The following is a 16,129-nucleotide window of genomic DNA, read 5'->3' as shown; positions in this document are numbered from 1 at the left end:
ATCAAAAGCTTGACCTTTCACATCATAAGATTTAGGTTGTTGGAATAGATGAAAATGATTTCATCATAATGAAAAAAATAATAAGAGGTTTAATATACATTTTTATGTAGGTTAATACCCTATAGATGCATAAAAAATCGCCAGCATTAAATTTCATTATGTGGGCAACACTGTCTGGAAGACAGAGAAGCAAAGGGAGAATTGCAATGGCTTTATATGACCCAAGCCTTGAAAAAGACAACTGTGGATTTGGTTTAATCGCACATATGGAGGGGAACCCAAGCCACAAACTGGTTCGTACTGCCATTTCAGCGCTTGATCGTATGACCCACCGCGGCGGTATTGCAGCAGATGGTAAAACGGGTGATGGATGCGGCTTACTGCTGCAAAAGCCTGATTCTTATCTGCGCCTTATTGCCGAAGAAAATAGTTTTAAGCTTGGTAAACAATACGCCATCGGCATGGTGTTCTTCAGTCAAGACCCTATAAAAGCTCAGTCATCGAAGGACATTATCAATAAAGAGCTAACCCAAGAAACCTTATCTATCGCAGGCTGGAGAGAAGTTCCAACCAACCCTGATGTTCTTGGGCCAATTGCTCATGAATCCTTGCCTAACATTCAACAAGTCTTTATATCAGCTCCCGCAGGCTGGCGTGAACGCGACATCGAGCGTCGCCTTTATATCGCCCGCAGACGTATAGAAAAGCAAATAACTAACGATAAAGATTTTTATATATGCAGCTTATCTACCCAGGTATTGGTCTACAAAGGGCTGTGCATGCCGGCTGATTTGCCACGATTTTATCTCGATCTTGCTGATTTACGTATGGAATCAGCTATTTGTTTATTCCATCAGCGTTTTTCAACCAATACCCAACCAAGGTGGCCCCTTGCTCAACCATTCCGTTATCTTGCCCATAATGGTGAAATAAATACCATTGAAGGCAACCGACAATGGGCTCGAGCTCGTGCATATAAATTCGCCTCCCCTTTACTGCCTGACTTACAAACTGCTGCGCCATTTGTTAATGAAACAGGATCGGACTCATCCAGTTTAGATAATATGCTCGACCTATTTTTGGCGGGAGGTATGGATGTGTTTCGTGCCATGCGAATGCTGGTTCCACCTGCTTGGCAAAATCATCCTGATATGGACCCTGATTTACGTGCATTTTACGACTTTAACTCCAAGCATATGGAGCCTTGGGATGGGCCAGCTGGCATAGTTCTATCCGATGGCCGCTATGCAGCTTGCAACCTTGATCGTAATGGCTTACGTCCTGCACGCTATGTGATAACCAAAGACCAACTTATTACTTTGGCATCAGAAGTAGGAATTTGGGATTACGCACCTGATGAAGTTGCTGAAAAAGGTCGAGTCGGTCCCGGCGAGTTATTTGTCGTCGATACCCGTCATGGAAAGCTCTGGCAATCTAGTGATATCGACAATGATTTAAAAAGCCGTCACCCTTATAAAGAATGGATGGATAATAACGTCCATAAACTCACTCCATTTTCTAAGCTACCTGATAACCAAGTTGGTCAACGTCAATTCGATAATCTTCTTCTCAAGACTTACCAAAAACAATTTGCTATGAGCAATGAGGAAGTCGATCAAGTACTGAGAATTCTTGGTGATATGGGCCAAGAAGCAGTAGGATCCATGGGGGATGACACCCCAATGGCAGTACTGTCTTCAAAAGAGCGCTTGGTCACTGACTATTTTAGACAGAAATTTGCTCAGGTCACTAATCCACCGATCGATCCATTGCGTGAAAAGCATGTTATGTCTTTGGCAACCAGTGTAGGCCAAGAGATGAATGTGTTTTGCGAAACCGACGGGCATGCTCACAGAGTCACTTTTGAGTCCCCTGTATTGCTTCACTCAGATATGCAGCAACTACTTAAGCTTTCCGATGAGCATTACCGCAATACAGTGATCGATATTAATTACGACCCTGATAGCAAAGACCTCAAACAAGCAATTGAAGACTTGTGCGAACAAGCCGTTAAGTGTGTAAAAGCTGGTACTGTATTAGTTGTACTATCAGACAGAGCGATAACAAAAGGAAAGATTCCTATTCCAGCTGCCATGGCTGTAGGAGCCGTTCAGCGTAGATTGATAGCAGAAAGCCTTCGCTGCGATGCCAATATACTTGTTGAAACCGCAACAGCGAGAGACCCGCACCAGTTCGCAGTTCTGCTCGGCTTTGGCGCGACCGCTATATACCCATATCTAGCCTATGAATCCTTAGGCAAGCTAATTGATGATGGTGTATTGCAGAAAAATTATCGCGATGTGATGCAAAACTACCAATACGGGATCAATAAAGGGCTATATAAAATCATGTCGAAAATGGGAATTTCGACGGTTGCTTCGTATCGCTGTTCTCAATTATTCGAAGCGGTTGGCATCAGCTCTGATATCGTAGACCTGTGTTTTGAGGGCGTCACGACTCGCATCCAAGGTGCAAGCTTTGCAGACTTCCAACAAGATTTATTCAACTTGTCAAAAAGAGCATGGGCAAAGCGAAAAGAGATTGACCATGGTGGCTTACTTAAATACGTTCACGGTGGTGAATACCACGCTTATAACCCCGATGTAGTTAGTACTCTGCAGCAAGCAGTACGTTCAGGAAGCACTGGAGATTATGAAAGTTTCTCCCAACAAGTCAATCTTAGACCCGTGGCCACTCTAAGAGACTTGATGACGCTCAGAAAGTCCGATGCACCACTACCACTTGATCGGATAGAGCCAAGTAACGAGCTTTTTAAGCGCTTTGATTCGGCCGCTATGTCAATTGGTGCTCTAAGCCCTGAAGCTCATGAAGCTTTAGCCGCAGCAATGAATCGCCTAGGCGGATACTCAAATTCAGGCGAAGGTGGTGAGGATCCGCGTCGTTTTGGCACTGAGCGTAACTCTCGTATTAAACAAATTGCCTCAGGGCGATTTGGAGTAACGCCACATTACCTAACTAATGCTGATGTACTGCAAATAAAGGTAGCTCAAGGAGCAAAGCCTGGGGAAGGGGGACAACTTCCTGGGCATAAAGTGACCGCAGAGATAGCGAAACTTCGGTACTCAGTACAAGGCGTGACGCTGATATCTCCTCCTCCACATCATGATATTTATTCGATTGAGGATCTTGCTCAATTAATCTTTGATTTGAAACAGGTTAACCCTAAAGCACTGGTTTCTGTCAAATTGGTCAGTGAACCTGGTGTAGGCACTATAGCGACTGGAGTGGCAAAGGCTTATGCCGACCTTATCACCATCTCAGGATACGATGGGGGAACAGCGGCTAGTCCTTTGACTTCAGTAAAGTATGCTGGCTGCCCCTGGGAGCTGGGACTGGCAGAAACTCAGCAAGCACTAGTGGCAAATGGACTAAGGCATAAAATTCGTCTTCAGGTCGATGGTGGCTTGAAAACAGGTCTGGATGTGGTAAAAGCAGCCATATTAGGTGCCGAAAGTTTTGGTTTTGGTACTGCTCCAATGGTCGCTATGGGTTGTAAATTCCTGCGGATATGCCACTTAAACAATTGCGCGACAGGCGTTGCTACTCAAGATGAGACCCTACGTAAAGAGTTCTTTAAAGGATTGCCAGAACAAGTAATGAATTACTTCGTCGGCCTTGCTGATGAAGTGCGCACACTACTGGCTGAATTAGGCGTAGAGAAACTAACTGACCTTATTGGCCGAACCGACCTCTTGCAAGCGGTGGAAGGCTTATCAGCCAAGCAGTCTAAGCTAGATTTAACTCATATTTTAGAGGCGCCAGTTTCACCTGATAAACATCCACTATTTTGGACAGAGCCCAATACACCGTTTGATAAAGGCGATCTCAATCAGAAAATTCTAGATGATGCAGCCACCTCGATTGAAAAGCGTCAATCGGCAAGTTTTTTCTATAACGTCATTAATACTGACCGCTCAATTGGCGCTCGTATTTCTGGTGAAATCGCAAAACGCTATGGTAACCAAGGAATGGCCGCCTCTCCTATTAAGCTTCACCTAGAAGGTACCGCTGGGCAATCTTTTGGTGTTTGGAATGCTGGAGGCGTCGAGCAGTATCTCACCGGGGATGCTAATGACTATGTTGGAAAAGGGATGGCTGGAGGTAAATTAGTTATCAAACCGCACCTTGGTAGTGCATTTCGCTCTAACGAAGCAACCATTATTGGCAATACCTGCCTGTATGGGGCAACAGGAGGTAAACTGTTCGCTGCTGGCAAAGCTGGAGAGCGATTCGGTGTGCGTAATTCAGGAACCATAACTGTGGTTGAAGGTGCCGGTGACAACGCCTGTGAGTATATGACGGGCGGTATAGTTGCCATATTAGGTGCCACAGGCGTCAACTTTGGTGCAGGGATGACTGGTGGATTCGCGTACGTTTTAGACCAAAACCAAGATTTTACCGGTCGAGTCAATAATGAGTCGGTTGAAGCATTGTCTCTATCAGACCTCTACATACACCAAGAACATCTGCGTGGCCTTATCGCAGAGCACTTAGAAGAAACAGCCTCTACACACGCTGAAGATATTCTGGCCAACTTTGATGAATGGATCCCTAAATTTTATTTAGTTAAACCTAAAGCAGCGGATCTTCGCACCTTGCTCGGTCATCAAAGTCGCAGTGCAGCAGAGCTGCGCGTTCAAGCACAGTAATCAAGGAGGATGTCTGAATCATGAGCCAGAACGTATACCAATTTATTGACGTAAACCGTGTAGATCCTGCAAAAAAATCGCTGAAAGTGAGAAAAATAGAGTTCGTAGAAATCTATGAACCTTTCACAAAACAGCAAGCAACAGCACAAGCAGATCGATGCTTAGATTGCGGTAACCCTTATTGCGAATGGAAGTGTCCAGTACACAATTACATACCGCAGTGGTTAAAACTTGCCAATGAAGGGCGAATTATTGAAGCCGCGGAGCTATCACATCAAACCAATAGTTTACCAGAAGTTTGTGGCCGAGTATGCCCACAAGACCGCCTGTGCGAAGGTTCTTGCACCCTAAATGATGATTTTGGCGCGGTCACAATAGGAAATATCGAAAAGTATATTACCGACAAGGCATTTGAAATGGGTTGGAAGCCTGATATGTCACAAGTCGAATGGACAGATAAAAAAGTGGCTATCATTGGCGCTGGACCTGCGGGACTTGCCGCTGCCGACATCCTGGTTCGTAATGGTGTAAAGCCTGTGGTATTTGACCGCTATCCAGAGATAGGGGGCTTACTCACCTTTGGTATACCTTCTTTTAAGCTGGAAAAAGGCGTGATGGAAAATCGCCGCCAAATTTTTTCTGACATGGGTGTTGAGTTTCACCTTAATTTAGAGGTTGGGCAAGACATCAAAATGGAGCAATTACTGGCTGATTATGATGCCGTTTTTCTCGGTGTTGGTACCTATAAAAGTATGCGAGCCAGTCTTGATAATGAAGAAGCTCAAGGGGTATACGACGCGCTGCCTTTCCTAATTTCTAACACTTACAAAGTGATGGAGTTTGAGAGCAGCCCATCTTTTATCGATATGGCAGGAAAGAAAGTAGTCGTGCTCGGAGGTGGTGATACTGCGATGGATTGCGTCCGTACATCCATCAGACAAGGAGCATCGAATGTCACTTGTGCCTATCGGCGAGATGAACAAAACATGCCAGGCTCAAGACGCGAAGTTAAAAATGCCAAAGAAGAAGGCGTTAAATTCCAATTTAATCTTCAGCCTCTTGGTATAGAGGTTGATGCTTCTGGTAAAGTTTCTGGGGTTAGAGTGGTAAAAACGCAGCTGGGCATCGCAGATGATGCAGGGCGACGCAGACCAGAACCTATTGAAGGCTCTGAGCATATATTGCCTGCAGACGCCGTTATCATGGCTTTTGGTTTTCAGCCACATAAGATGGATTGGTTAACCCCCTTTGAGGTCGAGCTTGATCAATGGGGGCGTATCAAAGCCTCTAAAGACCAAGAGTTTCAATATCAAACCACAAATGAAAAGATTTTTGCAGGCGGTGATGTTGTGCGAGGCTCTGATCTTGTAGTCACTGCTATAGATGAAGGCCGAAAAGCTGCGCAAGGCATCCTTGATTACCTCGATGTATAACTTGGCATAAACGTATAAAAAGGGTTGACCAATTTGCGTCAACCCTTTTTTATAGTCATGACTAAAACCTTATCTAGCTAGGATAATTCGAATGATAAGAGCCGTCTTTTTGACTTTATCACTACTGATGATTTCGGCTTGTAGCCAAGGAGTTCAAACAATGACTGACAGAACCTTACTACCTTGCGGTGATAAACCTAATTGTGTATCTACGCAAGACTCCAGAAATGAGCACAATATAGAACCCTTCATTTTGACAGAGCAAGCCAATATCAATGCGATTGAGCAAGCCGCCCTAGAATTGCCCGGAGCAAAACTTGCTGAAAAGAGAGACGATTATTTACGTATCGAGTGCACGTCAAAGATCATGCGTTTTGTCGATGACTTGGAGTTACGAATAGACGGTAATGCTTTACTCGTGCGCTCAGAGTCACGAATAGGTTATTCAGACTTTGGCGTAAACAGAAAGCGAGCAGAGCAGCTAAGAAAACAGCTTCAAGCAGAGAAACTCATTCAATAAATTAGACATAAAAAAGCCGAAGCATTCTAGCTTCGGCCTAGATATTCTACTATGAACTAGTTCACTTCATCACGAAATACGACCAATCTTTTGGGCGCAACCTTGCCATCATCATTAAGCTCAGCAACACCGATAAAAGTGCGTTCTTCACCCGATGTCATTCGCAGAGCTGGAGCGTCAGGTACACCAAAAACCTGAACAGGCATACCGTGCTGGACTAAGTCGGTCAATTCAGCGTTCAGATTCACCTCAGGCAAATCTTCCACTGCCGTATCCATAGGCAAAAGCAAAGGATCGAGAAGCTCTTTGGGAGCCACTTCGTCACGATGCGCTTGATCCAGCAGCTCATTAAGCTGCTCTAGTGTCACCATTTTGTCGTATGGATAATTAGCAACACCCGTTCGACGAAGCATAGTAACGTGCGCGCCACAGCCAAGCATCTCACCAAGATCATCAACTATAGTGCGAATATAAGTGCCTTTCGAACAGTGCACTTCCATTTCAACTTCACTACCTTCAAAGCGATGAAGAAGAATTTCGTATACCTTTATTTTACGAGCTTCACGCGGTACTTCTATACCTTGTCGTGCATATTCGTATAGTGGCTTACCTTGATATTTTAATGCTGAAAACATCGAAGGAATTTGATCGGATTCACCACGAAACTTATCAATGCAGGCTTCTAATGTCTCATGAGAAACATTAACAGGGCGAGTTTCGACAACCTCACCGTCTGAATCTGAAGTATCTGTCCGTTGACCAAGCTTGGCAATCACTCGATAACGTTTATCAGAATCGAGCAAAAACTGAGAAAACTTAGTCGCCTCGCCCAAGCAAATAGGTAACATACCCGTTGCCAGAGGATCCAGAGCTCCCGTATGACCGGCTTTTTCTGCAAAATAGATACGCTTTACTTTCTGCAGTGCGTCATTAGATGAAATGCCAGTAGGTTTATCCAAAAGGACGACACCATTGATTGGCCGGCCTTTACGACAACGACCCATTAAGCCGTCCCCTCTTCTGGATTACTATCTTCACGACCTGCATCTTTCTGCTTGCGTTTGTCTTCACTAATGACTTCGCTGACCAAGTTTGACATACGCATACCCTCGACAAGCGTATTATCATAGTGGAAACGAATTTCTGGTGTTAAACGTAAGCGAATACGTTTACCCAGCATCATACGAATATGAACCTCATGCTCACGCAATGCTGTCAAGCACGTTTCAGGTGTTTGCTCACCAACACACAAGAAGGTGACAAATACTTTTGCGTAGGCAAGATCTCGTGATACTTCAACATCAGAAATCGTAACCATGCCTAAACGTGAATCACGGATTTCTCTTTGTAAGATCATCGCCAATTCTTTTTGCAGCTGCTGTGCAACACGCTGCGTACGGCTAAATTCTTTTGACATATCTTTTCTCTTATTAGAAAGAATGGGGGGATGGTTATAACCAGCCCCCCATGGCGTATTCAACAACCAATTACCGCTTATTTTTCAAAGCTTTTTAGTCAATTAATCAAGAGTACGTTTTACTTCAACGATTTCGAATACTTCAATTTGGTCACCAACGCGAACATCATTATAGTTCTTAACGCCGATACCACATTCGTAGCCGCTCTTAACTTCTTGAACATCATCTTTAAAGCGACGAAGTGATTCAAGTTCGCCTTCGTAAATAACAACATTATCACGTAGAACACGGATTGGGTTGTTACGCTTGATAAGCCCCTCAGTCACCATACAGCCAGCAATCGCACCAAGCTTAGGCGACTTAAACACATCACGTACTTCAGCAAGACCAATGATTTCTTGCTTAAATTCAGGCGCTAACATACCACCCATAGCCTGTTTCACTTCATCAATCAATTGATAAATGATTGAGTAGTAACGCAAGTCTAGGTTTTCAGTTTCCACTGCGCGACGTGCTGTTGCATCGGCACGCACGTTAAAGCCAAGAATAATTGCGTTAGAAGCAGCCGCTAACACTGCGTCAGTTTCAGTGATTCCACCAACACCAGAACCAACGATGTTGACCTTCACTTCATCAGTAGAAAGTTTCAGCAGTGAGTCAGCAATAGCTTCGACAGAGCCTTGAACGTCCGCTTTAAGCACAACATTAAGTTCAGCAACTTCACCTGCCGCCATATTAGAGAACATATTCTCAAGCTTAGCTTTCTGCTGGCGAGCGAGTTTAACATCACGGAATTTACCTTGACGGTAGTTTGCAACTTCACGAGCTTTACGTTCATCACGTACAACCGTTGCTTCATCACCTGATGCAGGAACACCAGACAAGCCGATGATCTCGACTGGAATAGAAGGACCAGCTGTAAAGATCTCTTGACCATTTTCATCGCGCATTGCACGAACACGGCCATATTCTTGACCACAAAGAAGGATATCACCTTTGTTCAAAGTACCAGACTGTACAAGAACCGTTGCAACTGGGCCACGTCCTTTATCCAAGCGAGATTCAACAACAACACCAGAAGCCATGCCTTCTTCTACAGCTGTCAGTTCAAGAACTTCTGACTGAAGCAAGATAGTTTCAAGCAAGCCTTCAATATTAGTGCCCTGTTTAGCCGAGATGTGAACAAACATGTTCTCACCACCCCACTCTTCAGGGATCACGTCATACTGAGAAAGCTCATTCTTAACATTGTCTGGGTTAGCGTCTTCTTTATCAATCTTGTTAACAGCAACAATCAAAGGTACACCAGCAGCTTTAGCGTGCTGAATCGCTTCGATAGTTTGCGGCATCACGCCATCATCTGCTGCCACAACAAGTACAACGATATCAGTCGCTTGAGCACCACGAGCACGCATTGCAGTAAACGCTGCGTGTCCAGGAGTATCAAGGAAAGTAATCATACCGTTGTCAGTTTCAACGTGGTACGCACCAATATGCTGTGTAATACCACCAGCTTCACCTGAAGCAACGTGAGCCTTACGGATATAGTCAAGTGTTGACGTTTTACCATGGTCTACGTGACCCATAATAGTGACAACAGGAGCACGAGGAACCGCTTCTGCGTTGCTATCACGATCAGATAGAACGGCTTCTTCCAGTTCATTCTCTTTGCGAAGAATAACTTTATGGCCCATTTCTTCTGCAACAAGCTGTGCAGTTTCTTGGTCAATCACTTGGTTAATCGTTGCCATCGCACCCATTTTCATCATCACTTTGATGACTTCAGTGCCTTTCACTGACATCTTGCTTGCCAGCTCAGAAACAACAATCGTCTCACCGATAACAACATCCGCTTTGGCAACAGTCGCTGTTTTATCAAAGCCCTGCTGCATTGAAGCAGGTTTAGCCAGTTTACCTTTATTACGACCTTTGCCGCCACGTGGGCTGCGACTATTACGGCTTTGTTCTTCATTACTAGAACCAGAAGCTTTTTTCTTCTTCTTACGACGGCCACCCTCTTCACGACGGTCAGCAGCATCTTCAGCTTCACGTGCGTAAGACGAGGTTGTCACATGGTAATCAGAATTTTCCAGTTCTTTTTTCTTTTGTTCTTCTTCGCTCCAACGTGCTTCATTTTCTTCAGCAAGTTTACGAGCTTCTTCGACTAATTTTGCCGCTTCTTGCTCTGCTTTACGCTGAGCTTCTTCTTCTTGACGACGTTTTAGATCGTCTGCTTCTTTTTTCGCTTGCGCGGTCAATTCGGCACTTTTTGCATTCATGTCTTTTTTAGCCTTATCAGCTTGTACGCGTTTGGCTTTTTCTTCAGCTTCACGTTTTGCATCCGCTTCTCGTTTCGCTTTTTCTTCAGCCTCGCGCTTTGCTTTCTCTGCAGCTTCACGTTTTGCTGCTTCTTCAGCCTCACGCTTCGCAAGCTCTTCGGCTTCACGCTTTGCTGCTTCCTCAGCTTCGCGATTTGCGTCGTCTTCGATAATGCTGCGCTTCACATAAGTTCGTTTCTTGCGAACTTCGATTTGAACATCTTTACTCTTGCCTCCACCTGCATTCACACTAAGGGTGCTGCGAGTTTTTCTTTGTAGAGTCAAACGAGTCGGTTCGGCTTCGCCAGAAGTGTCACCATGCTCTTTTTTAAGGTGGGTAAGAAGCTTTTGTTTTTCTTCTTCACTCACCTGGTCTGCGCTTGCCTTTGCCATACCAGCATCAGCAAGTTGCTCCAATAAGCGATCAACTGGTGTGCCGATCTCTTCACTCAGAGCTTTAACAGTAATTTGTGTCATGCGCTTCCTCCTTGCTGAAATTATTCTTCTTCACCGAACCAACAAATATTACGTGCTGCCATGATAAGCTCACCAGCACGTTCTTCGGTAAGACCTTCTACACCTTCGAGATCGTCAATACCTTGGTCAGCAAGATCTTCAAGTGTCACCACTCCTTTTGCTGCAAGTTTGAAAGCAAGCTCACGCTCTAAACCTTCTAACGCTAGCAAGTCTTCAGCTGGCTCTAAACCATCAAAAGATTCCTCTTGGGCAAGAGCCAAGGTAGTCAGAGCATCTTTAGCTCGATTACGCAGTTCTTCAACCAAGTCCTCATCCAAACCATCAACTTCCAACAACTCGTTGACTGGAACATAAGCTACTTCTTCCAGTGAAGAGAAACCCTCTTCAACCAGTAATTGAGCAAAGTCTTCTTCAATATCGAGGTACTTCATGAAGTTCTCAATCGCTGCCTGAGACTCTTCTGTGTGTTTCTTATGCAGGTCTTCAACTGTCATCACATTCAGTTCCCAACCAGTAAGCTGAGATGCCAAACGTACATTCTGACCGTTACGACCAATCGCTTGTGCCAAGTTATCGGCTTCAACGGCAATGTCCATAGCATGAGCGTCTTCATCAACAATGATCGAAGCAACATCTGCAGGTGCCATTGCATTGATAACGAATTGTGCTGGATTATCGTCCCAAAGCACGATATCGATGCGCTCTCCACCAAGCTCGCCTGATACGGCTTGAACACGAGCACCACGCATACCTACACAGGCTCCCACTGGGTCGATGCGTTTATCATTGGTCTTAACCGCAATCTTTGCACGAGAGCCAGGATCGCGAGCAGCACCTTTAAGCTCGATAATCTCTTCAGCAATTTCCGGTACTTCAACTCGGAAAAGCTCTGCAAGCATTTCTGGCTTTGAGCGAGTAATAAATAGCTGAAAGCCACGGGCATCTGGTGCTACACGGTACAATAATCCACGAACACGGTCACCTGGACGATGGTTCTCGCGCGGAAGTTGGTCATCACGCAGGATTACCGCTTCAGCATTATTGCCCAAATCAAGAATAATGGTGTCTCGGTTAACCTTTTTAACCACACCAGTTACCAGCTCACCCTCATTATCAATGAACTGTTCTACAATTTGTGCACGCTCTGCTTCACGTACTTTCTGTACAATAACTTGCTTTGCGGTTTGAGTAGTGATTCGATCAAAAGTAACTGACTCGATCTCATCTTCTACAAAAGCACCAAGTTCAATTGAGTCGTCTTCATACTGAGCCGCTTCTAGAGAAATTTCCTTAGTTGGATTTTCTACTTCTTCAACCACAAGCCAACGGCGGAATGTATCAAATTCGCCTGTTTTACGGTCAATCTCTACACGTACATCAATCTCAATTTCGTGCTTTTTCTTAGTCGATGTCGCTAAAGCGATCTCTAGCGCTTCAAAAATACGTTCACGAGGTACCCCTTTTTCATTCGATACCGCTTCTGCTACCGCTAAAATTTCTTTACTCATTTTAAATAGCCTCTAAGACCTTGATTAAAATTTAGGGATCAGGTTAGCTTTTGAAATATTGCTCAAAGCAAACTCTTCTTCATTGCCGTCAATATTAACTGCGACTGTTTCACCATCGACAGAATGGATAGTACCTTTCCACTTACGACGATTACCCACAGCCATTTTCAAAACAATGCTGACCTCGTGACCAATAAATTGTTCATAATGTGCTGCTTTGAAAAGTGGTCTCTCTAAACCTGGAGAAGACACTTCGAGGTTGTAAGCCACTGTGATTGGATCTTCGACGTCCATAACTGCGCTGACCTGACGACTTACTTCTGCACAATCATCCACTGTAATGCCATTTTCATGGTCAATAAAGATACGTAACGTTGAGTGTTCGCCTGCGCGAATAAACTCTAATCCAACTAACTCATAGCCTAATGCCACAACTGGAGCTTCAAGCATTTCAGTAAGTTGTCTTTCTAAACCAGTCATTTAAACCACTCCAGAAACAAAAAAAGGGCTTATAGCCCAATTTAAATTCCAAGCAACTTCTAACTATCCCAAACTCGGATATTTAGATAACAAAAAACCCCGATTAGTCGGGGTTTTTTATGCTGGACCCTTATATGCTAGACAATAAGTATTGCCTAACCACAGCAACTTAGTCGCTACTGTGCAAACTTGCCCACTCCAAAAGGATTGGTTGCGGGGGCCGGATTTGAACCGACGACCTTCGGGTTATGAGCCCGACGAGCTACCAAGCTGCTCCACCCCGCGTCCGACTTGTCGAGCATTATACGCTCTCTAAGTTGTTTTACAAGTTTGTAAAAAATGGTGCCGAGAGAGGGACTCGAACCCTCACACCTAAGGCACTAGCACCTCATGCTAGCGTGTCTACCAATTTCACCATCTCGGCAGCTAAATCTTTAGCTTATTGAGGAATTTCATCACCTGTTGGTGCTGGAACTTCACTCGCGGCATCATCAGCCTGCTGAATAACTTGACCTTGATTCGGGTCAACCCACTGAGATTCAGTTTTGTGTGTTGACATATTACCTAGCGTTAAGCTGAGTGCAAAAAATACTGTTGCAAAAATTGCAGTCATTCGGGTTAGGAAGTTTCCTGAGCCGCTTGCGCCAAACACTGTGTTTGATGCGCCTGCACCGAATGAGGCTCCCATATCTGCGCCTTTACCTTGTTGAATCAACACGAGTCCGATTACACCAATCGCTGCCAACAGGTAAATCACAAGTAGAACTGTAAACATTGCTTCCACCTATGTTCCAAATTGTTGAGCCAGCGCCGCTCGAAATCACTTTCTGAACAAGGCTAGCGCCCCCTTATTGAAGGCCGAGCAATACTAACGAAAGGTGATTACGCTGACAAGAAGAATTTAAAAAAAAATGACTTTAAAGGCACTAAGCGTTCAAAAAAAGGACAAACAGAGCATTTCTTATTCTTCGAACCTAGATATGACTTAAAGTTCTGAAAACTCAGAACTGTATTCAATAATTCCTGAGCGATTAGCAAATTCATTGTCGCTAAGCTCTAATACTTGAAATGCACCACTAGGAACATCCCACTGACACGAAAAACCATATTTCTCACTTGCTTCAAACCCGAAACGTGAATAATAGTTTGGGTCTCCTAGCACAACACACACGGGATAGCCAAACTCTTTGAGAGAAGCTAAGCCCTCTTTAACAAGTTCAGCAGCCAGCCCTTGGCATCGGTATTCTTTTTGAATAGCCAATGGAGCAAGCCCTTGCCAATTCAAGTCTTCACCATCTAATGTCACAGGGCTAAACATCACATAACCTATAATTTCACCCTCATCATTACTTACAACAAGTGATAAGGTTCTATGACCATTTTCTCTAAGCTTCATTACAAGGTTAGCTTCAGATTCTGTGTCAAAAGCTGATTTAATTAATTTATCAACGGTCAGGATATCTGCCGGTGCTTCTGTTCGAATAAGCATTAACTACCTCTCTATTATGTGTGTTTAATTGTACCCCTCAATCACCACGAAGCGCCACACGAATCAAAAAAGTTTGCAACGAGTGAAACACTTTTCATTACGCCATAATTCACTTCAGTTCTCCTACAAGCCACCCCATACCCAGATGTTATTTACAAAAAAATTTGATCAGTATTTGGCCAGAAAACAAAAATAACTGGATTGAATGTCCCAAAATCGACATATAAAGAGACATCTCAAGGAGCAAGATCTTGTTAACCGAGGTAGCAATCCGTTAATTTGTAGATAAAGACATATATTTGAAATATGGTCATGGTGTAATTTCTACAGTTTGCTAATGAACCTCTATTTTCAATCCTCTTAATCAAATAAACATCGCAGTTATAGTCTGACCTATATAGCAGTATCTATACTCTGTATTACTCTCGGGAGAGTCGGTAACATCCTTGATGCTGTCGCAACAACTACAATACTGGTTGAAAAGAATAACTTCGGATCGTTCATCTCCGCATGCCACTTTAAACTTCCTGCACAGTGATGCTCTAACTCGGCTCGAATTCATCCAAAACCTTAACCAACTTGTTTATGATGAAGTTTCACTGCTAATTCTCTACCTTGATATTGATAACTTCAAAAGCATTAATGATTCTTTAGGGCGCAATATTGGTGACAAAGTGCTGGCTGAAGTTTCATCTCGCCTTATTGAACTTTTGCCTAGCCAGGCTAAAGTCGGGTACTTAGGCAGTGATGAGTTTGGCATTATAATTACTAAACCTAACACCCCGCATGCAGCTGATATTTGGGCCAAACGTATTATTTCGCTAATGAACAAGCCCTTTGATTTGCATCACTTCAGTAAAGGGTTATCTTGCTCTATTGGCAGCGCCAGATATCCAAAAGATGGTACTAATGCACAGCTTTTGATCCAAAATGCCGATACCGCTATGTATGAGGCCAAGGAGCGGGGTAGAAACCGCTTAATTAAGTTCAGCAAAACAATCAACAAAAACGCTCGCATGCGGCTTTGGTTAGAAATTGAATTAGAAAAGGCTTTAAAACAAAATGGCCTAGAAGTGTGGTACCAACCTAAAGTTAACGCCCAAAGCTATGGTATTAACGGTGCAGAGGCTTTACTGCGCTGGAAACACCCCATCGAAGGCTATATAAGTCCGAGCTCCTTTATACCTGTAGCGGAACGCTCAGGGTTGATTGAGAATCTAGGTCAAATTGTAATGCAGGAAGTATTCAATGCTGTAAAGCAGTGGGAGGAGCAAGATATCTTGCCTGGCCAAATTGCTGTCAACCTTTCTGCCGAACAGTTTTGTAATCCAAACCTGATAACAAATATAGAGAAGCTTCTACTGCACACTGGAATTAACCCTAGCTGTATTACTTTTGAGCTAACAGAAAGTACCGTCATGAGTAACAGCGTACACACACTGAAAATGCTAAATGCCATCAAAAAATTGGGGTTTACTTTGTCTATCGACGACTTTGGTACTGGTTATTCTTCATTGTCCTATCTGGCACGCTTTCCGGTTGATGAGCTAAAGATAGACCGAGCTTTTATAAAAGATATCAACAATATACCAAAGCAAATTACAGTAGTAGAAAATATCATCAACCTCGGTCAATCTCTAAACCTCAATGTAGTAGCAGAAGGAGTTGAAACAAAGCAACAAGCAGCACTAGTATCGAACTTAAATTGCCATTCTATCCAAGGCTTTCACTTTTTCCACCCCTACCCAAAGCACGAAGTAGAACAACTTTTTACTCAGCACAGAAGCGCCAAACAATAAAAAAGGCCAACATATAG

At 43.9% G+C, this 16,129-nt stretch carries 10 protein-coding genes, 2 tRNA genes and 1 pseudogene; 4 read left to right on the top strand and 9 right to left on the bottom strand.

Translation table 11 applies throughout. The features are described 5' to 3' along the window. Positions 1-206: 206 nt before the first annotated feature. From gltB to AAFM34_RS01265, 3 genes are all read left to right on the top strand, one after another. Entirely contained in the window at positions 207-4,670 is a 4,464-nt protein-coding gene (gene gltB, locus AAFM34_RS01275) for a glutamate synthase large subunit (protein WP_341659151.1), read from the top strand. A gap of 20 nt (positions 4,671-4,690) precedes the next feature. Continuing rightward, positions 4,691-6,103 (top strand): FAD-dependent oxidoreductase, encoded by a 1,413-nt coding sequence (locus tag AAFM34_RS01270; protein WP_341659149.1) that lies wholly within the window; start codon positions 4,691-4,693, stop codon positions 6,101-6,103. Positions 6,104-6,194: 91 nt separating this feature from the next. Then, complete coding sequence (locus AAFM34_RS01265) at positions 6,195-6,623, top strand: DUF1499 domain-containing protein (RefSeq protein WP_341659147.1); 429 nt, start codon at positions 6,195-6,197, stop codon at positions 6,621-6,623. A gap of 56 nt (positions 6,624-6,679) precedes the next feature. Here the strand turns inward: AAFM34_RS01265 and truB are convergent, their stop codons facing one another. From truB to AAFM34_RS01220, 9 genes are all read right to left on the bottom strand, one after another. Continuing rightward, on the bottom strand, positions 6,680-7,627 hold the full coding sequence (gene truB / locus AAFM34_RS01260) for a tRNA pseudouridine(55) synthase TruB (RefSeq protein ID WP_341659145.1): 948 nt from the start codon (positions 7,625-7,627) through the stop codon (positions 6,680-6,682). Then, the gene (rbfA, locus tag AAFM34_RS01255) at positions 7,627-8,040 is read right to left on the bottom strand and encodes a 30S ribosome-binding factor RbfA (RefSeq protein ID WP_341659143.1); all 414 of its coding nucleotides are present in this window, start codon (positions 8,038-8,040) and stop codon (positions 7,627-7,629) included. The genes truB and rbfA overlap by 1 nt, the downstream gene beginning before the upstream one ends. Positions 8,041-8,142: 102 nt before the next feature. Beyond that, positions 8,143-10,836 carry a translation initiation factor IF-2 gene (gene infB / locus AAFM34_RS01250; protein ID WP_341659141.1) on the bottom strand — a complete coding sequence of 898 codons (2,694 nt, stop codon included), beginning with the start codon at positions 10,834-10,836 and terminating at the stop codon, positions 8,143-8,145. A 20-nt stretch (positions 10,837-10,856) separates the two neighbouring features. Further along, positions 10,857-12,344 (bottom strand): transcription termination factor NusA, encoded by a 1,488-nt coding sequence (gene nusA, locus AAFM34_RS01245; RefSeq protein WP_239171911.1) that lies wholly within the window; start codon positions 12,342-12,344, stop codon positions 10,857-10,859. 24 nt (positions 12,345-12,368) lie between these two features. Continuing rightward, entirely contained in the window at positions 12,369-12,824 is a 456-nt protein-coding gene (gene rimP / locus AAFM34_RS01240; protein ID WP_152431188.1) for a ribosome maturation factor RimP, read from the bottom strand. Between the two features lie 208 nt (positions 12,825-13,032). Beyond that, positions 13,033-13,109, bottom strand: a tRNA-Met gene (locus tag AAFM34_RS01235). A 55-nt stretch (positions 13,110-13,164) separates the two neighbouring features. Next, positions 13,165-13,248: transfer RNA gene (locus tag AAFM34_RS01230), tRNA-Leu, on the bottom strand. Positions 13,249-13,263: 15 nt separating this feature from the next. Then, positions 13,264-13,599, bottom strand: coding sequence for a preprotein translocase subunit SecG (secG, locus tag AAFM34_RS01225; RefSeq protein WP_341659135.1), 336 nt, complete (start codon positions 13,597-13,599; stop codon positions 13,264-13,266). A 210-nt stretch (positions 13,600-13,809) separates the two neighbouring features. After that, positions 13,810-14,313, bottom strand: a complete 504-nt coding sequence (locus AAFM34_RS01220; RefSeq protein WP_341659133.1) for an N-acetyltransferase — start codon at positions 14,311-14,313, stop codon at positions 13,810-13,812. A gap of 434 nt (positions 14,314-14,747) precedes the next feature. On the opposite strand from AAFM34_RS01220, the pseudogene AAFM34_RS01215 reads away from it, so the two are divergent. Next, positions 14,748-16,112 (top strand): annotated as a pseudogene (locus tag AAFM34_RS01215) (putative bifunctional diguanylate cyclase/phosphodiesterase); the annotation flags it as partial. Positions 16,113-16,129 lie beyond the last annotated feature (17 nt).

Origin of the sequence: Vibrio sp. (assembly GCF_038138445.1) — a bacterium.
Taxonomy (GTDB): Bacteria; Pseudomonadota; Gammaproteobacteria; order Enterobacterales; family Vibrionaceae; genus Vibrio.
This window is presented reverse-complemented; position numbering and strand designations above follow the sequence as displayed.